Source organism: Azospirillum sp. TSH100, assembly GCF_004923295.1.
In the GTDB taxonomy this organism is placed as follows: domain Bacteria; phylum Pseudomonadota; class Alphaproteobacteria; order Azospirillales; family Azospirillaceae; genus Azospirillum.
This window is the reverse complement of sequence record NZ_CP039638.1, coordinates 191604-217108: the sequence shown is the minus strand read 5'-3', so window position 1 is coordinate 217108 and position 25505 is coordinate 191604. Positions and strand designations below refer to the sequence as shown.

Annotated in this window: 18 protein-coding genes; 13 read left to right on the top strand and 5 right to left on the bottom strand. The window is 68.0% G+C overall.

From position 1 onward, the window contains the following. Nucleotides 1-122 precede the first annotated feature (122 nt). From E6C72_RS26365 to E6C72_RS26340, 6 genes are all read left to right on the top strand, one after another. Nucleotides 123-1028, top strand: coding sequence for a branched-chain amino acid ABC transporter permease LivH (locus E6C72_RS26365; RefSeq protein ID WP_109865420.1), 906 nt, complete (start codon nt 123-125; stop codon nt 1026-1028). 5 nt (nt 1029-1033) lie between these two features. Further along, entirely contained in the window at nt 1034-2533 is a 1500-nt protein-coding gene (gene livM / locus E6C72_RS26360) for a high-affinity branched-chain amino acid ABC transporter permease LivM (protein WP_109865421.1), read from the top strand. Then, on the top strand, nt 2530-3444 hold the full coding sequence (locus tag E6C72_RS26355; RefSeq protein ID WP_247876159.1) for an ABC transporter ATP-binding protein: 915 nt from the start codon (nt 2530-2532) through the stop codon (nt 3442-3444). Before livM ends, E6C72_RS26355 begins: the two co-directional genes overlap by 4 nt. 3 nt (nt 3445-3447) lie before the next feature. Next, on the top strand, nt 3448-4158 hold the full coding sequence (locus E6C72_RS26350; protein ID WP_012978041.1) for an ABC transporter ATP-binding protein: 711 nt from the start codon (nt 3448-3450) through the stop codon (nt 4156-4158). Between the two features lies 1 nt (nt 4159). Then, entirely contained in the window at nt 4160-4513 is a 354-nt protein-coding gene (locus E6C72_RS26345; RefSeq protein ID WP_136700851.1) for a DUF6867 family protein, read from the top strand. 375 nt (nt 4514-4888) lie between these two features. Further along, on the top strand, nt 4889-6562 hold the full coding sequence (locus tag E6C72_RS26340) for a methyl-accepting chemotaxis protein (RefSeq protein ID WP_109865424.1): 1674 nt from the start codon (nt 4889-4891) through the stop codon (nt 6560-6562). Between the two features lie 177 nt (nt 6563-6739). Here the strand turns inward: E6C72_RS26340 and E6C72_RS26335 are convergent, their stop codons facing one another. After that, on the bottom strand, nt 6740-7918 hold the full coding sequence (locus E6C72_RS26335) for an acyl-CoA dehydrogenase (protein ID WP_109443978.1): 1179 nt from the start codon (nt 7916-7918) through the stop codon (nt 6740-6742). Nucleotides 7919-8181: 263 nt separating this feature from the next. Between E6C72_RS26335 and E6C72_RS26325 the strand changes: the two genes are divergently transcribed. From E6C72_RS26325 to E6C72_RS26315, 3 genes are all read left to right on the top strand, one after another. Beyond that, the gene (locus E6C72_RS26325) at nt 8182-9900 is read left to right on the top strand and encodes a VTT domain-containing protein (protein WP_109443977.1); all 1719 of its coding nucleotides are present in this window, start codon (nt 8182-8184) and stop codon (nt 9898-9900) included. Nucleotides 9901-9940: 40 nt separating this feature from the next. Beyond that, nucleotides 9941-10591, top strand: a complete 651-nt coding sequence (locus tag E6C72_RS26320) for a DUF1345 domain-containing protein (RefSeq protein ID WP_109443976.1) — start codon at nt 9941-9943, stop codon at nt 10589-10591. A 214-nt stretch (nt 10592-10805) separates the two neighbouring features. After that, complete coding sequence (locus E6C72_RS26315; protein WP_247876053.1) at nt 10806-13064, top strand: mechanosensitive ion channel domain-containing protein; 2259 nt, start codon at nt 10806-10808, stop codon at nt 13062-13064. A gap of 20 nt (nt 13065-13084) precedes the next feature. Here E6C72_RS26315 and E6C72_RS26310 read toward each other — a convergent pair whose 3' ends face one another. Then, the gene (locus E6C72_RS26310) at nt 13085-14017 is read right to left on the bottom strand and encodes a LysR family transcriptional regulator (protein ID WP_109443974.1); all 933 of its coding nucleotides are present in this window, start codon (nt 14015-14017) and stop codon (nt 13085-13087) included. A 154-nt stretch (nt 14018-14171) separates the two neighbouring features. Between E6C72_RS26310 and E6C72_RS26305 the strand changes: the two genes are divergently transcribed. Both E6C72_RS26305 and E6C72_RS26300 read left to right on the top strand, forming a co-directional pair. Further along, entirely contained in the window at nt 14172-15539 is a 1368-nt protein-coding gene (locus E6C72_RS26305) for an aspartate aminotransferase family protein (RefSeq protein ID WP_109443973.1), read from the top strand. Between the two features lie 48 nt (nt 15540-15587). Beyond that, nucleotides 15588-17087 carry a CoA-acylating methylmalonate-semialdehyde dehydrogenase gene (locus E6C72_RS26300; RefSeq protein ID WP_109443972.1) on the top strand — a complete coding sequence of 500 codons (1500 nt, stop codon included), beginning with the start codon at nt 15588-15590 and terminating at the stop codon, nt 17085-17087. A gap of 76 nt (nt 17088-17163) precedes the next feature. Here the strand turns inward: E6C72_RS26300 and E6C72_RS31870 are convergent, their stop codons facing one another. Genes E6C72_RS31870 through E6C72_RS26290 form a run of 3 tightly spaced genes read right to left on the bottom strand, consistent with a single transcriptional unit; the run spans nt 17164 to nt 20715 of the window. Continuing rightward, nucleotides 17164-17340, bottom strand: a complete 177-nt coding sequence (locus E6C72_RS31870; protein ID WP_169055302.1) for a hypothetical protein — start codon at nt 17338-17340, stop codon at nt 17164-17166. Then, a complete protein-coding gene (locus E6C72_RS26295) occupies nt 17337-18476 on the bottom strand; it encodes a PepSY domain-containing protein (RefSeq protein ID WP_109443971.1) in 1140 nt (379 codons plus the stop codon). Before E6C72_RS26295 ends, E6C72_RS31870 begins: the two co-directional genes overlap by 4 nt. A 43-nt stretch (nt 18477-18519) precedes the next feature. After that, nucleotides 18520-20715, bottom strand: coding sequence for a TonB-dependent siderophore receptor (locus E6C72_RS26290; protein ID WP_247876052.1), 2196 nt, complete (start codon nt 20713-20715; stop codon nt 18520-18522). A gap of 282 nt (nt 20716-20997) precedes the next feature. Here E6C72_RS26290 and E6C72_RS26285 point away from each other — a divergent pair, with 282 nt between their 5' ends. Continuing rightward, nucleotides 20998-22365, top strand: coding sequence for an efflux RND transporter periplasmic adaptor subunit (locus tag E6C72_RS26285; RefSeq protein ID WP_109443969.1), 1368 nt, complete (start codon nt 20998-21000; stop codon nt 22363-22365). Beyond that, complete coding sequence (locus E6C72_RS26280) at nt 22362-25505, top strand: multidrug efflux RND transporter permease subunit (RefSeq protein ID WP_109443968.1); 3144 nt, start codon at nt 22362-22364, stop codon at nt 25503-25505. Before E6C72_RS26285 ends, E6C72_RS26280 begins: the two co-directional genes overlap by 4 nt.

Here is a 25505-nt window from a genome sequence, read left to right as displayed (position 1 = left end):
TGTTCTCCCCCGTTCATCCGGATCGGAACTCCGCTGCCGCACACGGCTTAATTCAGGTTTTCGGCAAAGGTCTCGTGAGCCTGCCTATTCGGTGATCTGGGAGAGTGGGAGAAGCCTGCCTGATGGACTATTTTCTTCAGCAATTGATCAACGGGCTGTCGCTTGGTGCGATTTACGGCCTGATCGCGATTGGCTACACGATGGTGTACGGCATCATCGGCATGATCAACTTCGCCCATGGCGAGATTTACATGATCGGGTCCTTCGTGGCGCTGATCACCTTCCTTGCCATCGGCGCGCTGGGCATCACCTGGGTGCCCTTGGCGCTGCTGATCATGCTGCTCGCCTCCATGCTGTTCACCAGCGTCTATGGCTGGACGGTGGAGCGCATCGCCTACCGGCCGCTGCGCTCCTCGCCGCGGCTGGCGCCGCTGATCTCCGCCATCGGCATGTCGATCTTCCTGCAGAACTACATCCAGATCCTCCAGGGCGCCCGCTCCAAGCCGCTGCAGCCCATCCTGCCCGGCAACCTCACCCTGATGGACGGCGCCGTCTCCGTCAGCTACGTCCGCCTCGCCACCATCATCATCACCCTGGTCCTGATGGTCGGCTTCACCATGCTGATCAACCGCACCTCGCTGGGCCGCGCCCAGCGGGCGTGCGAGCAGGACAAGAAGATGGCCGGGCTGCTCGGCGTCAACGTCGACCGCGTCATCTCGCTGACCTTCGTCATGGGCGCCGCGCTGGCCGCCGTCGCCGGCATGATGGTGCTGCTGATCTATGGCGTCATCGACTTCTACATCGGCTTCCTGGCCGGCGTGAAAAGCTTCACCGCCGCCGTGCTCGGCGGCGTCGGCTCGCTGCCCGGCGCCATGCTCGGCGGCGTCGTCATCGGCCTGATCGAGGCCTTCTGGTCGGGCTATGTCGGCTCCGAATGGAAGGACGTCGCCACCTTCTCCATCCTCGTCCTCGTCCTGATCTTCCGGCCCACCGGCCTGCTCGGCCGGCCCGAGATCGAGAAGGTGTAAGCGCCATGACCACCCCTTCCCACGCGCCGTCGCACCCCCATTACCACATCAACGGCAAGCGCCCCGGCGTCGACTGGGCCGCCACCGTCAAGGACGCCGGCCTCGCCGCCTTCGTGGCATTGCTGCTGACCGTGCCGCTGGTGGGCCTGCGCACGGTGGACCGCCCCACCGGCCTCGGCATCGAGGCCCGGCCGGAGGAGGTCATCGCCTCGCTGCTGCTGGTCTTCCTCGGCCGGCTCGGGCTCGGGCTGATCCGCCAGGGCATGGCGCTGCCGGTGCTGATCCTGGCGCTGGTCTGCGCCGGCGTCGGGCTGGTGCTGCCGATGCCGACCCAGGTGCTGCGCCTGGTGCTGGTGCTGGGCGGCGGCGTCATCGCGCTGCGCGCCGCCATGACGGTGGCCACCGGCCGCTCCAAGCTGTCCCAGGCCGACCGCGACAAGCGCATGGACCGCGTCGCCGCCAAGGTGCAGCACGCCAGCCGCTACATCGGCCCGGTCGCCGTCGCCTTCGCCGCGGTGCTGCCGCTGACCCCGCTGGCCGACCGCATGATCCTGGACATCGGCATCCTGCTGCTGACCTACATCATGCTGGGCTGGGGCCTGAACATCGTGGTGGGCCTCGCCGGCCTGCTCGATCTCGGCTATGTCGCCTTCTACGCCGTCGGCGCCTACAGCTACGCGCTGCTCGCCCATTACTTCGGGCTCAGCTTCTGGCTCTGCCTGCCGCTGGCGGGCCTGCTGGCCGCCTGCTCGGGCGTGCTGCTGGGCTTCCCGGTGCTGCGGCTGCGCGGCGACTATTTCGCCATCGTGACCTTGGGCTTCGGCGAGATCATCCGCATCATCCTGGTCAACTGGTACCAGTTCACCGGCGGCCCCAACGGCATCTCCGGCATCCCGCGCCCGAGCTTCTTCGGCATCGCCGACTTCAGCCGCACGCCGGCCGAGGGCATGGCCGCCTTCCACGAGCTGTTCGGGCTGGAGTTCTCGCCGCTCCACCGCATCATCTTCCTCTACTACCTCATCCTGGCGCTGGCGCTGGTGGTGAACCTGTTCACGCTGCGCGTGCGCAAGCTGCCGCTGGGCCGGGCCTGGGAGGCTCTGCGCGAGGACGACATCGCCTGTGCGTCGCTCGGCATCAACCGCACCAACATGAAGCTGGCGGCCTTCGCCATCGCGGCGATGTTCGGCGGCTTCGCCGGGTCCTTCTTCGCGACGCGCCAGGGCTTCATCAGCCCGGAGAGCTTCACCTTCATCGAGTCGGCGATCATCCTGGCCATCGTGGTGCTGGGCGGCATGGGCAGCCAGATCGGCGTGGTGGTGGCCACGCTGCTGGTGATCGGCCTGCCGGAAGCGTTCCGCGAGCTGGCCGACTACCGCATGCTGGCCTTCGGCGCCGGCATGGTGGTGATCATGCTGTGGCGTCCGCGCGGCCTGCTGGCCCACCGCGACCCGACCATCCTCCTGCATGGCGGCAAGAAAGCCGCCGCGACGGGAGCCGCCAAATGAGCGTCGCGACGATGAATACCGACAAGCCTTTGCTGAGCGTCGAACACCTGACCATGCGCTTCGGCGGCCTGGTGGCGAACAACGACGTGTCGTTCGAGGCGCGGGCGGGCGAGATCACCGCGCTGATCGGCCCGAACGGCGCCGGCAAGACGACGCTGTTCAACTGCGTCACCGGCTTCTACACGCCGACGGTGGGGCGGCTGACGCTGCGCCACCCCGCCGGCAAGGAGTTCCTGCTGGAGCGCATGCCGGGCTACCGCATCGCCCAGCTGGCGGGGGTGGCGCGCACCTTCCAGAACATCCGGCTGTTCGGCGGGATGAGCGTGCTGGAGAACCTGATCGTCGCCCAGCACAACAAGCTGATGCGGGCGTCGGGCTTCGCCATCGCCGGGCTGCTCGGCCTGCCCGGCTTCCGCAAGGCCGAGCATGAGGCGGTTGAGCTGGCGAAATACTGGCTGGACCGGGTCCGCCTGACCGAGTTCGCCGACTGGGAAGCCGGCAACCTGCCCTATGGCGCCCAGCGCCGGCTGGAGATCGCGCGGGCGATGTGCACCGAGCCGGTGCTGCTGTGCCTGGACGAACCGGCGGCCGGCCTGAACCCGCGCGAGTCGGGGGAGCTGGCCGAGATCCTGACCTTCATCCGTGACGTGCAGACGCCGCAGGGCCACCGGACCGGCGTGTTGCTGATCGAGCATGACATGAGCGTGGTGATGCGCATTTCCGACCATGTTGTGGTGCTGGACTATGGCCGGAAGATTTCCGACGGCGATCCGGAGCATGTGAAGAACGACCCGGCGGTGATCCGCGCCTATCTCGGCGAGGACGAGGACGAGGCGCTGCCGCCGGAGGTCGCCGCCGACCTGCACATGCCGCAGAATGCCGGCTCGCAAGCCGCGCAGAAGGGAGCCTGATCCATGCTGAAGGTATCGGGCGTCCACACCTTCTACGGCGCCATCGAGGCGCTGAAGGGCATCGACATCGAGATCGGCGCCGGCGAGATCGTCTCGCTGATCGGCGCCAACGGGGCGGGCAAGTCGACGCTGCTGATGACGATCTGCGGCAGCCCGCGGGCGCGGCAGGGCCGGGTGTTCTTCGAGGGCGAGGACATCACCGACCTGCCGACCCACGAGATCGTGCGGCGCGGCATCGCGCAGTCTCCGGAAGGCCGGCGCATCTTCCCGCGCATGACGGTTCTGGAGAATTTGCAGATGGGCTCGATCGTGGCCCAGCCCGGCAGCTTCGAGCGCGAGTTGGAGCGGGTTCTGACGCTGTTCCCGCGTCTGAAGGAGCGCATCAACCAGCGCGCCGGGACGATGTCGGGCGGCGAGCAGCAGATGCTGGCGATCGGGCGTGCGCTGATGAGCCAGCCGCGGCTTCTGCTGCTGGACGAGCCCAGCCTGGGTCTGGCGCCGCTGATCGTGAAGCAGATCTTCCAGGTGATCCAGGAGATCAACCGGGAACAGAAGATGACGGTGTTCATGGTGGAGCAGAACGCCTTCCATGCGCTGAAGCTGGCGCACCGGGCCTATGTGATGGTGACGGGGAAGATCACGATGACGGGGACGGGGGCGCAGCTTCTGGCCGACCCGGAGGTGCGGTCTGCCTATCTGGAAGGGGGCCACTGAGATGGAAACGATCCTTGGCTCTTCGCTTCCGGTGTTCGTGTTCCTGACGGTTCTGGTGTTCGGCGGCTGCGGGGTGCTGACCGGACAGACGCTGGCCGAGGGGTGGAAGCCGGTCTCCAGCGTGCTGGCCTACTCGCTGCTGCTGGGGGTTGGCGACCGCTTCCTGGCCTGGGGCCTGTTCGGTGAACAGCTGCTGTCCGTGTGGGGCTTCATCGTCCACACGGTGGTGATCGGCCTCATCACGCTGACCGCACACCGCATCGCCATCGCGCGCCGCATGGTCAACCAGTATCCCTGGCTCTATGAGCGCGCTGGGCCGTTCGCCTGGCGGGAGCGCAACCCGGCCCGCGGCTGAGACGTTCCCCTCCTGATGTGGCTTGCCTTCTAAAATAGAGCCAACCCGCATCAGGAGAAAATCAATCAGAAAAAGAAATCAGACCGGACCAATGGTGGTCCCGGCATGGAAAGGCGCCGCTTCGTCACCGCGATGGCGGCGCCTTCACTTTAAGCACGCCCATACAAGACTTTGGGATTGCCGTCGAAATCGGTAATCATCCAAAAGTCAGAGAAGAAGATCATGGCGCAGACCATGACATCCTGTTACAATACCATTTAAATTTTGCAATTCGTTGACGCTTCGACAGCGAACGCCGGTCTTGCCGGCGACTGGATCGTCGTGCCTCCGCGGCCGGCGACGCAGCAGGGCATCCGCACGGGAAGGGACAAGAGCATGGCAGTGGACAAGGCGGCCGCATCCCGGCCGCGGCGGTTCTGGAGCGTCGGCCGCAAGGTGACGGCGGCTTTCGTGGCGGCGATCGTCGGCGGATTCATCGTCATCATGGGGCTGCAGGCCAAGATGCAGTATGACGACGCGGTGCGGCTGGCGACGCACGACGCCCGCGTCAAGACCGACATGCTGGCGAACGCCACCAAGACCAGCTTCGTCGCCGGCGACGGCGCCTCCATCGAGACGGAGTTCATGCCGCTGGCCGGCAGCAACGAGGTCCAGCTCGCCTCGCTGCGCGCTGCGACGGCGGCCGGCACGCTCGCCGACTTCTCCAACCCGCGCTTCACCAAATACGACCTGAAGGCGGACCAGGATCTGATCGAGGCGGTGCTGGCCGGCAAGGGGGCGCAGAGCCGCTCGGCCAACGGGCACATCGTCGTGACGGTGCCGGTGGTGACCGGCAAGAGCAACCGGCTGGTCGGGGCCCTCCAGATCGCCTGGAGTCTGGAGCAGCAGATCGACGCCATCGCCACCCAGATGCGCAACCAGATCGCCATCTGCCTGATCGCGCTGGTGGTGCAGATCGCGCTGCTGAACCTCCTGCTCGGCCGCATCGTCATCCACCCGCTGCGCGCCATGTCAGCGGCGATGGCGCGGCTTGCCGACGGCGACACCGCCATCGAGGTGCCCGGCACCGGCCGCTCCGACGAGATCGGCGCCATGGCCGGATCGGTCACCGTCTTCCGCGACAACGCCCGCGCCATCGAGCGCATGCACGCGGCCCAGACCGAAGCCGACGCCAAGGCGGAACAGGCCAAGCGTGCCGCCCTGCTCGACCTTGCCGACCGCTTCCAGGGCACGGTGAAGCGTCTGGTCGAGGGCATCGCCGAGTCGGCCGCCGGCATGGCCGACAGCGCCGACCGCATGGCGATGGTGGTGGGCGAGGCGTCGAGCCAGACCCGCAACGTCGCCCGCGAATCCGACGACATCCAGTCCAACGTCCGCTCGGCGGCGGCGGCGGCGACCGAACTGGCCAGTTCGATCGGCGGCATCACCGAACAGGTCGGCCATTCCGCCCGCATCGCAGGCGAGGCGGTGTCCCACACCGATCGCACCAACGCCACCGTGCAGGGCCTGATCGCCAACGCCGAACGCATCGGTCAGGTGGTCGGGCTGATCCACGCCATCGCCAAGCAGACCAACCTCTTGGCGCTGAACGCCACCATCGAGGCGGCGCGGGCGGGCGAGGCCGGCAAGGGCTTCGCCGTGGTGGCGACCGAGGTGAAGGGACTGGCTGACCAGACAGCCAAGGCCACCGACGAGATCGCCGCCCAGGTCAACGCCATGCAGTCGGTGACCCGCGAGGCCGCCGACGCCATCGGCGCCATCGGCGCGACCATCACCGAGATCGACGGCATTTCCGGCACCATCACCCAGTCGGTGCAGGAACAGAACTCCGCCACCCAGGAGATCGCGCGGGCGGTGGAGATGGCGGCACTCGGCACCCAGGACGTGTCGGCCACCATCGCCGCCCTGGCTCACACGGCGGAGAGCGCCGGCAGCACCGCGCTTGGCGTGCAGGACGCCGCCCGCGGACTGTCCGGCCAGACCCGCGCTCTGGCGGCGGAGGTCGAACGCTTCCTGACCGAGGTGCGCCAGCAGGCGACGGGCACCTAAAAAACCTCCTCTCCCGCCCTGGGAGAAGGAGGGAAGACCCGGCGTTGCCGGGCGGGAGAGGACAGGACGACTCCGAGCAACCCGCAACCACACCGGTCCTCGGAGCACCCCTCACCCTCCCGCCGTTCCACGGCGGGCCCCTCCCTCTCCCGGGGCGGGAGAGGGCGTTTCACACCCTTAGAAGAACGCCTGGAGGCCCGTCTGCGCCCGGCCCAGGATCAGGGCGTGGACATCGTGGGTGCCTTCGTAGGTGTTCACCGTCTCCAGGTTCACCATGTGGCGGATGACCTGGAATTCTTCGGAGATGCCGTTGCCGCCGTGCATGTCGCGGGCGACGCGGGCGATGTCGAGCGCCTTGCCGCAGTTGTTGCGCTTGATCAGCGAGATGGCTTCCGGCGACCAGCTGCCGTCGTCCATCATGCGGCCGACCCGCAGGCAGGCCTGGAGGCCGAGCGTGATCTCCGTCATCATGTCGGCCAGCTTCTTCTGGACCAGCTGGGTCTGGGCCAGCGGACGGCCGAACTGCTTGCGGTCCAGCGTGTACTGGCGGGCGGCGTGCCAGCAGAACTCCGCAGCCCCCAGCACGCCCCAGGCGATGCCGTAGCGCGCCTTGTTCAGGCAGCCGAACGGACCGCCCAGCCCCGTCACGTTGGGCAGCAGGTTCTCGTCGGGGACGAAGGCCTCGTCCAGCACGATCTCGCCGGTGATCGACGAGCGCAACGACAGCTTGCCCTCGATCTTCGGGGTGGAGAAGCCCTTGGTCCCGCGCTCGACCACGAAGCCCTTGATCTTGTTGTCATGGGCGTCCGACTTCGCCCAGACGACGGCGAGGTCGGCGATCGGGGAGTTGGTGATCCACATCTTCGAGCCGGACAGCAGATAGCCGCCGTCGACCTTGGTGGCGCGGGTCTTCATGCCGCCGGGATCGGAGCCGTGGTCCGGCTCGGTCAGGCCGAAGCAGCCGACCAGCTCGCCGGTGGCCAGACGCGGCAGCCACTTCTTCTTCTGCTCTTCGTTGCCGTAGGAATAGATCGGGTGCATGACCAGCGAGGACTGCACCGACATGGCGGAGCGGTAGCCGCTGTCGACCCGCTCGACCTCGCGGGCGACCAGACCGTAGGCGACGTGGCTGACGCCCGGCCCGCCATACTCCTCCGGGATGGTCGGACCGAGCAGGCCCAGTTCGCCCATCTCGGTCATGATCTCGCGGTCGAACCGCTCCTCGCGGAAGGCGGAGATGACACGGGGTTGCAGCCGGTCCTGGCAGTAGGCGCGGGCGCTGTCGCGCACCAGCTTCTCATCCTCGGTCAGCTGGGATTCAAGGAGGAAGGCGTCGTCCCACTGGATGCTCTGCACGGTGCGTCTCCTGATCGTGTCATGCGGCGGCTCGGCCATTGATTGCCGATTGGCCGGTCATCAATTGGAACGCACTGTGCCGTGCCGGCGTCATAGCTGCAAACACATATTTTCTATCATAGCTATAACGTTTCTATATGGCCCAAAAGAAACAGTCGCTATGTCGCACGGTTCCATAAAAGTTTTAACGTGAAGCTTACCATTTCCTATGCAATTTTGCCGACGGCACCGTAGCCGCCACCTACCCAACGGACACCCCGCCCGTGTTTGCTGCACTGCAACCAATAACCGCTTTCGCTGGTTTTCCCCTGTTGCTGGGCCTTGCTTTGCTTACGCTTCTGCACGAAGACGTTGCAATTGCGGTCGGCGCGAGCCTCGTCAGCGTCGGCACCGTCAGCATCGGCGTTACCGCCATCACGCTGCTGTGTGGGATTGTTATCGGCGATTTGTTCATTTATGTCCTCGGACTATTGTCTCTGCGGATCAGTTGGATCCGCCGGCGGACCGAAGGACCTATGCTTGAACGCTGCCGCGGCGCCTTGCAGAGGAACCTGCTGCCGACGCTGGTGACTTGCCGTCTGGTGCCCGGCGTCTTGTTCCCCACCTATTTCGCCTGCGGTGTGATGCGGGTGCCGCTCCTGCGCTTCGTCGCCATCACGCTCGCCACCGCCGGCGTGCATGTCGGGCTGCTGCTGACGCTGATGACCTCGTCGCTGGAGGCGGCGGCACTGCAGGTCCAGGTGATCGGCATCGGCTGTGCCGCGCTGCTGGTGATCCTGCGCACCAAGCGGGCGCAGTCGATCGCGCGTGCGCTGTTCGGCCGCATCCGGGCGAAGCTGGAGCCGCTGCTGCCCGAGGCATTGCGCGATGCGCTGCACGGCAGCCCGACCCCGCGCGCCATCGCCCTGCCCGGCCTGCCGGTGGTGCCGGCCGGCGCCCGCACCATCGGCTGGGCCGAGCGCATCCCGCCGCTGCTGTTCTATATCCCGCTGGTGGTGCAATGGTTCGCGTTGGGTGTCCGCTACCGCAGCCTGTCCCTGCCGACCGCCGCCAATCCGTCGATCGAGGCGGGCGGGCTGCTGGGCGAATCGAAGATCGCCTGCATGGATCTGATCGGGCCGGAGGCGCGCAAATGGGCCGCCAAATCCGTCGCCCTGGTCAACCGCCCGTCGCTGACCCCGGCCCAGCTCGACTCGCTGGCGTCGGGCGCCGGACTGTCCTTCCCGCTGGTCGCCAAGCCGGACATCGGCTGGCGCGGCATCGGCGTGCGGCTGGTGCGCGACGCCGCCGACCTCTGCGATTATCTGCGCGGCTTCCCGGCCGATGTCCGGCTGATCCTGCAGGAACATGTGCCCTACGCCGGCGAGGCCGGTATCTTCTACGTCCGCAAGCCGGGAGAGCGGCACGGGCGCATCTTCTCGATGACCTTCCGCTATTACCCGCATGTGGTGGGCGACGGCCGCTCCACCCTGCGCCAGCTGATCGCCGCCGATCCGCGCGCCTCCTGGAAGGCCGACCTGCATCACGAGGCGCTGGCCGACCGGCTGGACGAGGTGCCGGAGGCCGGACGCACGGTGCGGCTGTCGCTGGTCGGCAGCAGCCGCGTCGGCGGCCTGTACAAGGATGCCTGCGGCCATGTCACGGCGACGCTGACCGCGCGCTTCGACGAGATCGCCGACCAGATGCCTGGCTTCCATTTCGGCCGTTTCGACGTGCGCTTCGCTTCGGTGGAGCGGCTGGCGGTGGGCGAGGATTTCCGCATCATCGAGGTGAACGGCGCCGGAGCCGAAGCCATCCACATGTGGGATCCGGAGTTCAGGCTGGGCGATGCCTACACCACCCTGTTCCACCAGCAGGCGCTGATGTTCGAGGTCGCCGACGCCTGCCGGGCGGCGGGGGCGCAGCCGCTGACCGCGTTGGAGCTGGTCCGCTACCAGCGCCGCCAGCAGACCTTGCTTCCGCTCTATCCCGCCTCCAACTGAACAGGCGTGCGCATCGCCGCACGCCGTCGGTGGAGACAAGATGCGACGCAGCCTGACCCATCTCCGCAACCGCCCATCGCTGAGCGGAGCGCTGGTGATCGCCCTGCTGGCCGGAGGCGCCGCCGCCGTCTGGCTGCGACCGACGACCGCCCTGCTGATCGGCTGGGATTGCGGCGTCGCCGCCTACATCCTGCTGGCCAGCATCCTGATGAGCCGGGCCACGGTGGCGTCGATGCGCCGGCGGGCCAAGCTGCTCGACCCCGGCAAATGGGGGGTGCTGGCGGGGGCGATGCTGGCCTCGCTGGCGGCGCTGGTCGCCATCGTGGCGGAGCTGGTGTCGGCCAAGGGCTCCCCGCATGAGGGGATGGCGGCGGTCCTGTCGGCGGTGACGGTCCTGCTGTCCTGGGGCTTCCTGCACGTCTTCTTCGCCCAACATTACGCCCACGATTATTGGCTGGACGGCCGGGCGGACCAGCCGCGCAGCCTGGATTTCCCGGGCAACGACGCGCCGGATTACCTGGAGTTCCTCTATTTCAGCTTCACCGTCGGCATGACGGCGCAGGTGTCCGACGTGACCACCCGCGGCGCCGGCATGCGCCGTCTGGTGCTGATGCACGGTGCCCTGTCCTTCCTGTTCAACACCGCGGTGCTGGCGCTGGGCGTCAATCTGGCCGCCGGGCTGGTCAGTTAGGCGCAGGAAAAGATCCCCCTCTCCCCCCGGGAGAGGGAGCCATATGCGGCACCTCCCGACCGGACTCGCAGGAGAGGCTTCCCGGCCGCGCGATCTGCGCTACTCTCCTGGGATTGACCGCCACGCTTCGCGACGCAAGGCCATGCCGACCGCACCGCTCCCCACCAGAGCCTTCCCCTTGCGCCTCCGGTGGCCGATCCGGCTTCGGGCGGTGATGCTGCTGCTTCTGCTGGCGCTGTCGCCGGCCGCACCAGTGCTGGCGGCGGCGCCCCAGACCGCCATACCCGCGCCTGCGCCCCCGGCCGCTCCGCCTCAGGCCGCACCCACCCAGCCCGCCGCTGCCGCCGACACGGCCGACGGCATGATGATGCAGATGCTCAGCGAGGGGCGCGACCGGATGGCCGGGTTCCGCGGCAAGCTCGCCAAGCGGCTGCGCGCCACGCCCCGGATTCCTTCGGCCATCGTCACCACCCTGACCGCCCAGAGCCCGACCGGCGAGCCAGTGTATTTCCTGCGGATCATCGGCCTGACCTTCGCCCTGATGGCGGCCGGCCACGGGGTGCAGCATCTCGTCTATCAACGGCCGGTCGCCCGCCGCCTGCTGCCCCGCCCCACCGAGCCGAGGCCGGGCGGATCGGTGCTGGCCGCCCGCTTTCCCCGTCTGGTGGCCCATGCCCTGCTGACACTCGGCGGCATGCTGCTCGCCACGCTGATCGGCTTCGGGCTCGCCACCGTGGTGATCCCGGACCCGACACCGATGACCGAAAAGACCGTCATCATCGCCGGTGTCGGCTATCTGCTGGTCTGGGCCATCGCCCTGTTCTGGCGGCTGGTGATGCCCCCCGGTGCGGTCGCGGACGCCGGGGTGGCGCCGGCCGTCCGCCGGCTGCGGCGCGACCTGACCGCCAGCGGTGCGGTCGGCGTCGCCCTGATGAGCAGCACCGTCTGGCTTGAGGCGCTGGGGATGCCCTATGACCCGCATGCGGTGCTGGTTGCGCTGTTCGGCCTGCTGACCGTGCTGGCGACGGTCGGAGCCCTCGCCGCCAACCGGCAGACGGTCGAGCGCGCCTTCCTCGCCGGGCGCCCGATTGCGACGGTGGCGCCACTGGAACGGCTGACCTTGCGCCTGTGGTTTCCGGTGGTGGTGGCGTATTTCGCCTATGCCTGGGGGACGCTGGTCAACCGCCTGATCCTGGGCTGGCCGACCGAGCTGCCGCTGCTGATCGGCGCCTATGCGGTCGCCGGGGCGATCCTCGCCGTCTATGCCAGCGTCACCTATGCCACCGAATGGCTGTTCCACCAGCGCCGCACCCTGTGGCGGCCGCTGGAGGAGAGCCCGGAGGGAGCGCCGGACGGCAGCCACCCTGCGGAGGCCCCGCGGCCCGCCACCCTCGACAGCTACGAGGCGCTGGCCCGGCGGGTGGCCGGCATCCTCGCCGCCGCCGCCGGGGTGGCGGTGACCCTGTCGGTGTGGAACGTCCCGCGGATGCACGGCGATGCGGCCGACCGTCTCATCAGCATCATGACGGTCTGCCTGATCGGCTACGTCGCCTATCACGGCGTCCGCATCTGGATCGACCGCCGGATCGCCGAGGAAGGGCCGACCCCCGGCGCCATTCCCGGTGACGAGGGCGGCGGCCACGGCTCAGCCAGCCGGCTGGCGACGCTGCTGCCGCTGGTGCGCAACTTCATCCTGCTGTCGATCATCGGCGCCATCCTGCTCAACGTGCTGATGGATCTGGGCGTCAACATCGCGCCGCTGTTCGCCGGGGCGGGTGTGGCCGGCATCGCCATCGGTTTCGGCGCGCAGACGCTGATCCGCGACATCTTCTCCGGCGCCTTCTTCCTGATCGACGACGCCTTCCGCAAGGGCGAGTACATCGAGATCGGCGCCATCCGCGGCACGGTGGAGAAGATCTCGGTGCGCTCGATGCAGCTGCGCCATCATCGCGGCCCGCTGCACACCGTCCCCTTCGGCGAGATCCACCAGCTGACCAACTATTCGCGCGACTGGGTCATCATGAAGCTGCCGCTGCGCATCACCTACGACACCGATGTCGAGAAGGTGCGCAAGCACATCAAGCAGCTGGGGCAGGCGCTGCTGGACGATCCCGATCTGGGGCCGAAGTTCCTCCAGCCGCTGAAGTCGCAGGGCGTCATCCAGATGGAGGACTCCGCGATGATCCTCCGCGTCAAGTTCATGACCCGGCCCGGCGACCAGTGGGAGATCCGCAAGCGGGTCTATCAGGAACTCCACGCCCTGTTCCGCCGCGAGGGCATCCGCTTCGCCCATCGCGAGGTGACGGTCCGCTTCGCCGGCGAGGCGACGGCGACCAGCGCCGGCGGTGATCCCATAAGCATGCAGATCGGCGACGAGGAACGCACCCTGGCCGCCGGCGCCGTCCTGCACGCACTGGGCGAGGACATGCTGGACGGTGAGGCCGGAGCCGGACGGCGCAACGGCAAGCGGTAGGCGGCAAGCGGTTGGCGCGATCAGGCGCCCTCGCCGCCCCCGTTGCCGCCCTCATTGCCATTGCCGCGCAGGACTTCCAGGAAGCGTTCCAGCACCAGATTCGGCTGGGCGCCCTTCTTCGTCACCACCTGGAACTCCAGGGCATGGCGGTAGGTGCCGGGCAGCAGCGCCCGCATCATGCCGCGCTCGACCCATTGCCGGGCGTAGTGGACAGGCAGGAAGCCGACATAGCAGCCGGTCAGGATCAGGAACGCCACCCCCTCGCGGTCGGTGGCAGTGGCGGTGTTGTTCAGCTCATGGGGAAGCTGCGCCTGGGTCGGCGCCACCGCGTCGGCCGCCTCGACCTCCTCCCCTGTCACTGTGCCGTCGGCCCGGTCGAACAGCGGATGGCCCTCGCCGCAATAGAGCAGCGACTCCTCCTGATAAAGCGGCAGCCCGACCAGCCCCGGCAGCCCCCGGCGGACCGGGACGACGCCGACATGCAGCTGCCCGTCCAGCACGCCGCGCTCGATCTCGTTGGGCGGGATCATGCGGATGTTGACCCGGACCTCCGGCGCCAGCTGTTTGAGGCCGCGCAGCGCGTGGGTCACCCGCATCTGCGGCATGGTGACGAGGTTGTCGGTGATGCCGATGTTCAATTCGCCGCGCAGCCGGCGATGGACCGTGTTGATCTCGCTGCGGAAACTCTCGGTGCTGGCGAGCAGGCGCAGCGTCGCCTCATAGGCCAGCCGCCCCTCCTCCGTCAGCCGGAACCCCGCCCGCCCGCGCCAGCACAGCGTCAGGCCGAGCCGGCGCTCCAGATCGGCCATATGCTGGCTGATCGCGGCGCGGCTGATGTTCAGCTCCACCTCGGCGGCGGAGAAGCCGCCGCACTCCACCACCGTCCGGAACACGCGCAGCAGCCGGATGTCGGCATCGCTGATCGGGGCCATCGACCGGGCCGGCTTGCTCATTCTGGTGCCTGGAGAAGTTAAGCGGGAAAGTTAAGCGGATGGTTACGTGAAGTTCTTCCACTTTGGATTTGATGGCAACCGGGAACCGCTCACACTGACCACCGACAGCAGCCCTGACATATGCGCCCCCCAAACCAAACCGGGAGAACAGCGGATGGCCCCCCTCGACAATGACCACGCCCATTCCCAAGCCCTCGGCACGGCTGCCGGACTGACGCGCGAGGAGCTTGACGCGCACTGGATGCCCTTCACCGCCAACCGCGAGTTCAAGAAGAACCCGCGCATCATGGCGAAGGCGGAGGGCGCCTGGTACTGGGACGCGCAGGGCCGCAAGATCTATGACAGCCTGTCCGGCCTGTGGTGCAGCGGCGCCGGCCATTGTCGCCGCGAGATCGCCGACGCGGTGGCGCAGCAGATCGCCACGCTCGACTACAGCCCGGCCTTCCAGTACGGCCACACCGCCGCCTTCAAGCTGGCGCACAAGCTGGCCTCGATGACGCCGGCCGGGCTCGACCATGTCTTCTTCGTCAATTCCGGGTCGGAGGCCGCCGACACCTCGCTGAAGATGGCGCGGGCCTATTGGCGGATGAAGGGGCAGCCGGCCAAAACCAAGCTGATCGGCCGGGTGAAGGGCTATCACGGCGTCAATTTCGGCGGCACCAGCCTGGGTGGCATCGTCGGCAACCGCAAGCTGTTCGGCATCGGCGTCGATGCCGACCACCTGCCGCACACCCTGCTGCCGCAGAATCTGTTCACCAAGGGCATGCCGGACGAGGGCGCCCATCTGGCCGACGCGCTGGAGGATCTGGTGGCGCTGCACGACGCCTCCAACATCGCCGCGGTGGTGGTGGAGCCGATGGCCGGGTCGGCCGGCGTGCTGCCACCGCCCAAGGGCTATCTCCAGCGCCTGCGCGAGATCTGCACCAGGCACGGCATCCTGCTGATCTTCGACGAGGTCATCACCGGCTTCGGCCGCATGGGCACCGCCTTCGGCGCCGATTATTTCGGCGTCGTCCCCGACATCATGAATGTCGCCAAGGGCCTGACCAACGGTGCGGTGCCGATGGGTGCCGTGGTCGCCAGCCGCGAGATCTACCAGACCTTCATGGACAATGGCGGGCCCGAGTATCTGGTGGAGTTCCCGCACGGCTACACCTATTCCGCCCACCCGGTCGCCTGCGCCGCCGGCCTCGCCGCGCTGGAGCTGTTCGAGCGCGAGAAGCTGGCCGACAAGGCCGCGGCGCTGATGCCGCATTTCGAGGGGCTGATCCACGGGTTGAAGGGGCTGAAGAACGTCGCCGACATCCGCAACTGCGGCCTTGCCGGCGCCGTCACCATCGCGCCCCTGCCGGGCGAGCCGGCCCGCCGTCCCTACGAGATCGCCATGAAGTGCTGGGATGCCGGCTATTACGTGCGCTACGGCGGCGACACCCTCCAGTTCGGCCCGCATTTCATCAGCGAGCGCGAGGATCTCGACCGTCTGTTCAACGTCGTCGCCGACGCGATCCAGGCGACCGCGTAAGGGCCACGGCGTAAGAACCTCCACACGCGACATTCCGGGAAAAGCCCCATGCCCATCGTTCCGCACCTGATCGGCGGCAAGACCGACGCCCCCGCCGGCAGCCGTACCGCCGACATCGTCAACCCCGCCACCGGCGAGATCGCCGGCCAGGTGGCGCTCGCCAGCCGCAAGACGGTCGAGGAGGCGATCGCCGCCGCCGAGGCCGCCTTCCCGGCCTGGCGCGCCACGCCGCCGGCCAAGCGCGCCCGTGTCATGTTCCGCTTCAAGCAGCTGCTGGAGGAAAATGCGCAGCGCGTTTGCGCCCTGATCACGGCCGAGCACGGCAAGGTGCTGGACGACGCCTTCGGCGAGCTGACCCGCGGCATCGAGAATGTCGAATATGCCTGCGGCGTGCCGGAGCTGCTGAAGGGCGAGTTCTCCAAGAATGTCGGTCCCAGCATCGACAGCTGGTCGGAATTCCAGCCGCTGGGTGTCGTCGCCGGCATCACGCCCTTCAACTTCCCGGCGATGGTCCCGCTGTGGATGTACCCGATCGCCATCGCCTGCGGGAACACCTTCATCCTCAAGCCGTCGGAGCGCGACCCCAGTGCGGCCCTCTACGTCGCCCAGCTGGCCGAAGAGGCCGGCCTGCCGCCGGGCGTGCTGAACGTCGTCAACGGCGACAAGGAGGCGGTGGACACGCTGCTGACCGACCCGCGGGTGCAGGGCGTCAGCTTCGTGGGTTCCACCCCGATCGCCGAATACGTCTATGCGACCGCCAGCGCCCACGGCAAGCGGGTGCAGGCACTGGGCGGGGCCAAGAACCACGCCATCGTCATGCCGGACGCCGACCTCGACAACGCGGTCAGCGCGCTGATGGGGGCGGCCTACGGCTCCTGCGGCGAGCGCTGCATGGCGATCTCCGTCGTGGTGGCGGTGGGCGACGAGGTGGCCGACCGGCTGCGGGACAAGCTGTCGGTGGCCCTGCGCGACCTCAAGGTCGGCGCCGGCACGTCCGCCGGCTGCGAGATGGGGCCGCTGGTCACCCGCGCCCATTACGAGAAGGTGAAGGCCTACGTCGACCAGGGCGTCGCCGAGGGCGCCGAGCTGGCGGTGGACGGCCGCGGGCTGGTGGTGCCCGGCCATGAGAACGGCAATTTCCTGGGCGGCTGCCTGTTCGACCGCGTCACCCCCGACATGACCATCTACCGCGAGGAGATCTTCGGCCCGGTCCTCTGCCTCGTCCGGGTCAAGACGATGCAGGAGGGCATGGACCTGATCGACGCCCACGAATACGGCAACGGCACCTGCCTGTTCACCCGCGACGGCGAGGCCGCCCGCTATTTCAGCGACATGATCAAGGTCGGCATGGTCGGCATCAACGTGCCGCTGCCGGTTCCGGTCGCCTATCACAGCTTCGGCGGCTGGAAGCGGTCGCTGTTCGGTGATCTGTCGGCCTATGGCCCGGACGGCGTGCGTTTCTACACGCGGCGCAAGACCGTCACCCAGCGCTGGCCGGCCGGCGGCGTCCGCGAAGGCGCCCAGTTCGCCTTCCCGTCGATGAAGTAAGGACCTGCGAGAATGGGGCGGCGGCGAGGACGGCAGGCCGCCGCCTCGCCGCCGCTTCCAAGCCCACCGTCACGGTTCAGGCCACCCTGCGCCCTGGCCATTGCCGCCACAGCTTGACGGCGCAGACGGCCAGCGGCACCGACAGGGTCGCCCAGCACAGCCAGTCCCAAAAGCCGTCGCCCAGGATGGCAGCGGCCAGCCCGATGACGGACAGCACGGCCAGCGCGGCCGGAATGCGCCAGACTCCGCTCATGCCTTGCTCCCCAGTTTGGCACCGGATGCAGTCCTGTCCGATGCCGACCGCGCCCGCGGCCGTTTCAGCCAGACGACGAAGCCGGTCACCGTCACCACGCCGGTGACGATGGTGAACAGCGCCCAGATGATCTGCAAGGGCAGCCCGCCGTAATCGCCGAAATGGAACGGCCCCGACAGCATCAGCACCGTCATGTACCAGGGCGTGCCGGCCGCCTCGGCGACCACGCCGGTCTCGGCATCGACCAGTGCGACGCTGAGCAGCCTCTGGGTCAGTTCGGTATGACCGCGCACCAGCACGCTGAAATGGCGGCTGCCGGCATATTCGTTGCCGGGATAGGCGATGAAGGCCAGATCCTTGCCGGGAAAGGCCGCCAGCCCGGCCGCGGCCACTTGGTCGATCGACACCGCCGGCCCCGTCATCGGCTCCGGATGGCGGGCGGTCATCGCCGCCAGCTCCGTCTTCTGCCAATAGCCGGTGATCAGCGGCGAGAAGGACAGGATGGCGCCGGTCAGACCGACGACGAAGGCCCAGACCAGAGTCGCGACGCCGAACAGGTTGTGCAGGTCGATGTTGCCGATGCGGGTTCCCCGGCCGAAGCGCAGGATGCCGAAGGCCAGCTTTTTCATGAAGGGGCCGTAGACGACCAGCCCGCTGACCGTGCTGACCACGAACAGCAACCCCATCACCCCGACGAACATCTGGCCGGCGAAACCGGTGAACAGGTCGACATGCAGTTTCAGCAGGAAGCCGACCAGCGTCTCCTCCGGCTGCTTCAGCATCTGGTTGGCCCCGGTGAAGCCGTTCAGCACCACCCAGCGCCCCAGCTCGAAGCCGCGGTCCTCCGGCTTGCTCAGATAGATGTAGTTGACCGCCTTGTCCTCCGCATCAAAGGACAGCAGCTTCGGCACCAGGGCCGGGTCGGCCTTCTGCGCGATGTCGACCAGCGACTGGAGCGGCAGGCGGGCCTGCCCCTCCGCATAGCTGCTGTCGAGCTCCTCCCCCATCAGATGCTGGATCTCGTGGTGGAACACCAGGATCAGCCCAGTGACGCAGAGGATCAGCAGGTTGGCCGAGCAGATCAGGCTGGTCCAGCGGTGGACGAGGCGCCAGCCCCGCAGGCTCGCAGGCGTCATGACGGCTTCCTTTGCCAAGGGGGAAGGAGGGACGGCACGATGCTTACCAGCGGTAGCGCAGGCCGGCGGTCACCGTCCGCCGATAGCCGTAGGCGCACCAGTCGCCGTAATAGCAGGAGGCGACATACTCCTTGTCGAACAGGTTCTTGCCGTTGACGGTGACCTCCGCCCCCTGGAGCTTCGAGGACAGGGCGCCCAGGTCGTAGGACACGGTGGCGTCCACCAGGGTGAAGGACGGCACCTTGAAGGTATTGGCGGTGTTGACCGTGCTGCCGGTGTAGCGCAGGCCGGCGCCGACGCCGAGGCCGGTCAGCGGGGTGCCCTCCGGCATGTGGTACATCGCCCAGGCCGACGCCTGATGGCGCGGCACCGCCGCCAGGCGCTTGCCCTCCAGCCCGCTGTTGTCCTTGGTGTATTTGGTGTCGAGGTAGGTGTAGGCGCCGATCAGCTCCAATTCCTTGGTCACCCCGACCTTGGCCTCCAGCTCGATGCCGCGCGACCGCGCCTCGCCGGTCTGGACGGAAAAGCCGGGGTGGGCGGGGTCGCTGGTCAGCAGGTTGCTGCGGGTCAGGTCGAAGGCCGAGACGGTGAACAGGCTGCTCAGGCCGGGCGGCTGGTACTTCACGCCGACCTCGTACTGGGTGCCCTCCTCCGGCTTGAAGGGGGTGCCGGCGAAATCGACGCCGCTGCTGGGCGTGAAGGATTCGGCATAGCTGACATAGGGGGCGATGCCGTTCTCGAAGACATAGGTCAGGCCGGCGCGGCCGGTCCAGGCCTGATCGGACTGGGTGCTGCTGCCATTGGCGGTGGTCGAGGTGGTCTTCGCCCAGTCGCGACGTCCGGCGACCGTCAGGATGAAGCCGCCCAGCTTCATCTGGTCCTGCAGATAGACGCCGGTCTGCCGCCCGTCGATGTCGGTGCGGCTGACCGCCGGCGGGGTGATGGCGATGCCGTAGACCGGGTTGAACACGTCGAGCGACGGCGCCAGCCCGAAGCCGGCGGTGTAATGGCCGTCCAGCCGCTGGTGGTCGACACCGGCCAGCAGGGTATGGCCGACCGGACCGGTGGAGAAGCGCCCTTCGATCTGATTGTCGAAGGCATAGGCGTTCATCTCCTCCCGCGAGGTGGCGATGCCGCGGTAGAGGGTGCGGTTGTCGGCGTCGAGGCCGTTGGCGTACAGGCTGTCGTAGGCGACCTTGGCGTTCAGCCAGCGCCCGTTCAGCCGCATGGTCCAGACGTCGCTCAGCTTCTTGTCGAAGGCATAGCCGACCGAGGCCTGACGGCGGTCGAACTTCTCGTAATTCGGATCGCCGTCATAGAAATCGACCGGGATCTTGCCCAGCGGGTTGGACAGCACCGTGCCCTGCGGCGGGATGCCGCCATAGGAATTGCCCTTCGGGTCGTGCTGGTAGAAGCCGAGCAGGGTCAGGCTGGTCTCGGCATCCGGCCGCCAGGTGAAGGACGGGGCGACGGCGATGCGCTCGTTCTCCGTCATGCGGATCTGGCCGTCCTCGCTGAGGCCGACGGCGGTCAGCCGGTAGAGGAACTTGCCGTCCTTGTCGATCGGGCCGGAGAAGTCGGCGGTGCCGCGCCAGTGGTTGTCGGTGCCGTATTCGATCCCGACCTCGTTCAGCGCTGTCGCCGTCGGGCGCTTGCTGACCTGATTGATCAGGCCACCGGCCTGCGCCTGCCCGTACAGAACGGAGGTCGGGCCCTTCAGCACCTCCGCCCGCTCCAGCAGATAGGGATCGATCTGCGACGCCGCGTAATAGAGCGACTGGAGCTTCAGCCCGTTCAGATAGGTGTCGGCATCGAAGCCGCGGATCTTCAGCTGGTCATAACGGGTCGCCACCGCGCCGCGGGTCTCCGCCGTGACGCCCGAGGTGTAGCGCACCACCTGATTCAGTGTCTGCGCGTTCTGGTCGCGGATCTGGTCGGACGGAATGACCGAGATCGACTGCGGTGTCTCGATCAGCGGGGTGTCGGTCTTGGTGCCGGTCGCCTGCTGGTTGGCGACATAGCCGGTCACCGGCGACAGCGCCGTCTCCCCCTGCCCGGTCACCGTCACCGCCGGAATCTGCATCGCGGCACCGTCTGCCCCGGCAGCGCTTTGCCCCCCGGCATTCTGCGCTCCCGCCACCTGGGCCACCGCCACTGCCGGCACCATCAGGCCGCCCAGCACCATGACGCCGAACGCCGCCCCTCGCGACATCCGGCCGCCGTTCACTCTTCTCTTCACCTGATTGCCCCCAGCACGAATAAGAATCATTCGCATTTCTGAATCGTCTTAGTGCAAATGATTCTTAAGTGCAACGCCTATTCGAGTATGCGAAGCGACAATCGGATCGAGTTTCTCCTCCCCCTTCGGAAGGGAGGAATACTCCGCCATCTGCCCATCCGAAAAATCCTTCGCCCCCTCCGACGAATCCGCACCGCCGCCCCGTATCAGGGACGGACAGAAAGATCGGGTCGGCCGAACGCGCCGTCCGGTCAAGCGTCGGGGCAAGCGTCGGAACAGGTCATGACGATTCGTTGGAAGCCGGTGGTCACCGGCGTTGTTCTTGCCGGACTGGTCGGCGGCGTCGGCTATGCGGTTCAACAGAAGCTGGCGGCTCCGGCGGCGACGCAATCCGCCGGCCCCGGGGGCCAGCCCCCCAGCCCGCGCGGCGCTGCTCCCGGCGGCCCGCGCAACAGCGTGGTGGCGGTGCAGGCCGGCACGGTGGCGCGCGAGGATGTGCCGATCTGGTTCGACGGCATCGGCACGGTCCAGGCCTTCAACACGGTTACCGTGCGCGCCCGCGTCGATGGCGAGCTTCAGCGCGTCTCGCTCCAGGAGGGCCAGCTGGTCAAGGCCGGCGACCTGCTGGCAACCATCGATTCCCGCCCGCTCCAGGCCCAGCTGGCCCAGGCGGTCGCCAAGAAGGCGCAGGACGAGGCACAGCTCGCCAACGCGCGGCGCGACCTGGAGCGCAACATGGGGCTGAAGGAATTCGCCTCGCGCCAGACGGTGGACACCCAGCGCGCCCTGGTCGCCCAGTACGAGGCGCAGATCCGCGCCGACGAGGCGGCGATCGAGGCGGTGCAGGTCCAGCTGAACTACACCACCGTCACTGCCCCGCTCAGCGGCCGCATCGGCCTGCGCAACGTCGACCAGGGAAACGTGGTGCGCGCCAGCGACCAGAGCGGCATCGCAACCATCACGCAAATCCAGCCGATCGCCGTGCTTTTCACCCTGCCGGAGAAGCAGTTGCAGGCGGTTCTGGCCGCCCAGGCGCAAGGGCCGGTGACGGTGGAGGCGCAGGACCGCGAAGGCCGCCGCGTGCTCGACACCGGCAAGCTGTCGGTGGTGGACAATCTGATCGACACCGGCACCGGCACCATCCGCCTGAAGGCCGAGATGCCCAACGACCCGCAGAAGCTGTGGCCGGGACAGTTCGTCAATGTCCGCCTGCTCTCCACCATCCGCCGCGGCGCCACCACCGTGCCCTCCACTGTGGTGCAGCGCGGACCGCAGGGCACCTATGCCTACGTCATCAAGGACGACCTGACGGTGGAACAGCGCCCGATCAAGGTCGCCCGCCAGGAGGAGAACAAGGCCATCATCGACGAGGGCCTGACCCCCGGCGAGCGGGTGGTGGTGGACGGCCAGTACCGCCTGCAACCCGGCTCGAAGATCCGCATCGTCGAACCCGTCGCCTCTGCGGCTCCCGCCGGCACCACCCCCGTCGCCGCACCGGAAGCCGGCCCCGCCGACCGGCCGCCCAACCAGCCGCATGACCCCGCGGCGCGCGAGGAGCGGCGGCGCGAACGCCAGCAGCAGCGTGAGAACAGCGGAAGCGGCAACGCTCCCGTCCCCTCAGGACCGCGTGAGGGGCGGCAGCCCTCATGAACATCTCCGCCCCCTTCATCCTGCGGCCGGTCGCCACCGGGCTGCTGATGCTGGCGGTGGTGCTGCTGGGCCTGCTGGGCTACAGCACCCTGCCGATCTCCTCGCTGCCGACGGTCGATTTCCCGACGGTGCGCGTCACCACCCAGCTGCCGGGCGCCGCACCGGAGGTGATGGCATCGTCCGTCACCGCTCCGCTGGAACGCCAGCTCGGCCAGATCGCCGGCATCGCGTCGATGGTGTCGACCAGCTCCTTCGGGCTGTCGGTCATCACCCTGCAATTCGACCTGACCCGCGACATCGACGCCGCCTCGCAGGACGTGCAGTCGGCAATCAGCGCCGCATCCGGCACGCTTCCCAAGGGACTGCCCAATCCGCCGGTCTACGACAAGGTCAACCCGGCCGACACGCCGATCATGGTGCTGGCCCTGAGTTCGGAGTCCCTGCGGCTGGAAACCGTCAGCGACGCCGCCGACACGCTGCTGGCGCAGAAGCTGTCCCAGGTCGACGGCGTCGGCTATGTCGGGATCGAGGGGGGCCTGCGCCCCGCCGTCCGCGTGCAGGTCAACCCGGCCGCCGTCGCCGGTCTCGGCCTGACCTTGGAGGATGTGCGGACCACCATCACCCAGGCCAACGTCAACGCGCCGAAGGGCAGCTTCGACGGCCCGCGCCAGTCCTGGTCCATCGGCGTCAACGACCAGATCGAGAATGCCGCCGCCTACCGCCCGATCATCGTCGCCTACAAGAATGGCGGCCCGGTACGGCTGACCGACATCGGCACCGTGGTCGATTCGGTGGAGAACACCCGGCTGGCGGCGTGGCATGACGGCAAGCCGGCGGTGCTGCTGAACGTGCTGCGCCAGCCCGGCGCCAACATCATCGACACGGTGGACCGCATCCGCAAGCTGCTGCCCTCGCTCCAGGCCAGCCTTCCGCCGCAGATCCACATGGCGGTGCTGACCGACCGGACCGAGACCATCCGCGCCTCGGTGGTGGACGTGCAGAAGACGCTGGTGCTGACCGCCGGGCTGGTGGTGCTGGTGATCTTCCTGTTCCTGCGCAAGGCCTGGGCAACGGTGATCCCGGCGGCGGCGCTGCCGCTCTCGCTGATCGGCACCTTCGGCATCATGGCGCTGTGCGGCTTCAGCCTCGACAATCTGTCGCTGATGGCGCTGACCATCGCGTCCGGCTTCGTCGTCGACGACGCCATCGTCATGATCGAGAACATCGTCCGCTACATCGAGGAGGGCGAAAAGCCATTGCAGGCGGCTCTCAAGGGCGCCCGCCAGATCGGCTTCACCGTGGTGTCGCTGACCCTGTCGCTGATCGCGGTGTTCATCCCGCTGCTGTTCATGGGCGGCGTGGTCGGCCGGCTGTTCCGCGAATTCGCCATCACGCTGTCCATCGCCGTGCTGGTGTCGGCGGTGATCTCCCTGACGCTGACGCCGATGATGTGCGCCCGCCTGCTGAAACCCGAAACGGAGACCAAGCCCAACGGCCTGTTCCGCTGGACCGAACAGGGCTTCGACGCGCTGCTGAACGGCTATGCCGCCTCGCTGCGCTTCGTCCTGCGCCACCAGCCGGCGACCCTGCTGGTCACCATCGCCACGCTGGCCGCCACCCTCTACCTCTACACGGTGGTGCCCAAGGGCTTCCTGCCGCAGCAGGACACCGGCGTCATCATCGGCGTCACCGACGCCGCCCCCTCCATCTCGGTCAAGGCGATGGCGGAGCGCCAGCGCGAGGTCGCCGACATCGTCCGCCGCGATCCCGACGTGGCTGGCGTCGCGAGCTTCGTCGGCACCGGCACGGTGAACGCCACCACCAACACCGGCAACCTGACCATCGCGCTGAAGCCGCGCGACCAGCGCACCTCCTCGGCGGAGGAGATCATCGCCCGCCTGCGCGCCGCCACCGGCGACCTCAAGGGCGTGTCGCTGTTCATGCAGGCGGTGCAGGACGTGCAGATCGACAGCCGCGTCAGCCGCACCCAGTACCAGTATGTCCTTCAGGACGCCGACCCGCGCGAGCTGGAGAACTGGACTCCGCGCCTGCTGGAGGCCTTGCGCGCCCGGCCCGAACTGACCGACGTGGCGACCGACCAGCAGCCGGACGGGTTGCAGGTCTACCTCACCATCGATCGCGACGCCGCCAGCCGCCTGCATGTGCTGCCCCAGGCCATCGACGACACGCTGTATGACGCCTTCGGCCAGCGTCAGGTCTCGACCATCTACACCCAGACCAACCAGTACCGCGTGATCCTGGAGGTCGAGCCGTCCTTCCAGATGGACCCGGCCTCCCTGTCGAAGATCTATGTGAAGGCCAGCGGCGGAACCGTCGTGCCGCTGAACGCCATCGTGTCGGTCCAGCGCAGGACAGCACCCCTGGTCATCACCCACCAGGGCCAGTTCCCGTCCGTCACCCTGTCCTTCAACGTGGCGCACGGCGTCTCGCTGGGGGCGGCGGTGGCGGCGATCCAGCAGGCGCGCGACAGCATCGGCATGCCCGACACCGCCACCGCCCGCTTCGCCGGCACGGCGGCCGAATTCCGCGCCTCGCTCGACACCCAGCCCTGGCTGATCCTGGCCGCGGTGGTCGCCGTCTACATCGTGCTGGGCGTGCTGTACGAGAGCACGATCCACCCGATCACCATCCTGTCGACCCTGCCGTCCGCCGGCATCGGCGCGCTGCTGGCGCTGATGGCGACCGGCCACGACCTGTCGCTGATCGCGCTGGTCGGCATCGTGCTGCTGATCGGCATCGTCAAGAAGAACGCCATCATGATGATCGACTTCGCCCTGGAGGCGGAGCGTCACCAGGGCATGGCGCCGGAACGCTCGATCTACGAGGCGTCGCTGCTGCGCTTCCGCCCGATCATGATGACCACCATGGCGGCCCTGCTCGGCGCCCTGCCGCTGGCGCTGGAGAACGGCACCGGCTCGGAGCTGCGCAGGCCGATGGGCATCGCCATCGTCGGCGGGCTGCTGCTCAGTCAGGTGCTGACGCTCTACACCACGCCGGTGGTCTATCTCTACATGGACCGTCTCGGCAACCGGCTGGGCCGCTGGCTGCGTCCCTGGCGCCGGAAGGAGACGGCCGAGCCCGGCAACGACGCCTCCGCCGGCCGGGCGGCGGCGGAGTAG

What these genes read in the sequence shown, in the direction of transcription:
- E6C72_RS26365 (WP_109865420.1), top strand. Translation starts at nt 123, where the DNA reads ATGGACTATTTTCTTCAGCAATTGATCAACGGGCTGTCGCTTGGTGCG.
- livM (WP_109865421.1), top strand. Translation starts at nt 1,034, where the DNA reads ATGACCACCCCTTCCCACGCGCCGTCGCACCCCCATTACCACATCAAC.
- E6C72_RS26355 (WP_247876159.1), top strand. Translation starts at nt 2,530, where the DNA reads ATGAGCGTCGCGACGATGAATACCGACAAGCCTTTGCTGAGCGTCGAA.
- E6C72_RS26350 (WP_012978041.1), top strand. Translation starts at nt 3,448, where the DNA reads ATGCTGAAGGTATCGGGCGTCCACACCTTCTACGGCGCCATCGAGGCG.
- E6C72_RS26345 (WP_136700851.1), top strand. Translation starts at nt 4,160, where the DNA reads ATGGAAACGATCCTTGGCTCTTCGCTTCCGGTGTTCGTGTTCCTGACG.
- E6C72_RS26340 (WP_109865424.1), top strand. Translation starts at nt 4,889, where the DNA reads ATGGCAGTGGACAAGGCGGCCGCATCCCGGCCGCGGCGGTTCTGGAGC.
- E6C72_RS26320 (WP_109443976.1), top strand. Translation starts at nt 9,941, where the DNA reads ATGCGACGCAGCCTGACCCATCTCCGCAACCGCCCATCGCTGAGCGGA.
- E6C72_RS26315 (WP_247876053.1), top strand. Translation starts at nt 10,806, where the DNA reads ATGCTGCTGCTTCTGCTGGCGCTGTCGCCGGCCGCACCAGTGCTGGCG.
- E6C72_RS26310 (WP_109443974.1), bottom strand. Translation starts at nt 14,017, where the DNA reads ATGAGCAAGCCGGCCCGGTCGATGGCCCCGATCAGCGATGCCGACATC.
- E6C72_RS26305 (WP_109443973.1), top strand. Translation starts at nt 14,172, where the DNA reads ATGGCCCCCCTCGACAATGACCACGCCCATTCCCAAGCCCTCGGCACG.
- E6C72_RS26300 (WP_109443972.1), top strand. Translation starts at nt 15,588, where the DNA reads ATGCCCATCGTTCCGCACCTGATCGGCGGCAAGACCGACGCCCCCGCC.
- E6C72_RS31870 (WP_169055302.1), bottom strand. Translation starts at nt 17,340, where the DNA reads ATGAGCGGAGTCTGGCGCATTCCGGCCGCGCTGGCCGTGCTGTCCGTC.
- E6C72_RS26295 (WP_109443971.1), bottom strand. Translation starts at nt 18,476, where the DNA reads ATGACGCCTGCGAGCCTGCGGGGCTGGCGCCTCGTCCACCGCTGGACC.
- E6C72_RS26285 (WP_109443969.1), top strand. Translation starts at nt 20,998, where the DNA reads ATGACGATTCGTTGGAAGCCGGTGGTCACCGGCGTTGTTCTTGCCGGA.
- E6C72_RS26280 (WP_109443968.1), top strand. Translation starts at nt 22,362, where the DNA reads ATGAACATCTCCGCCCCCTTCATCCTGCGGCCGGTCGCCACCGGGCTG.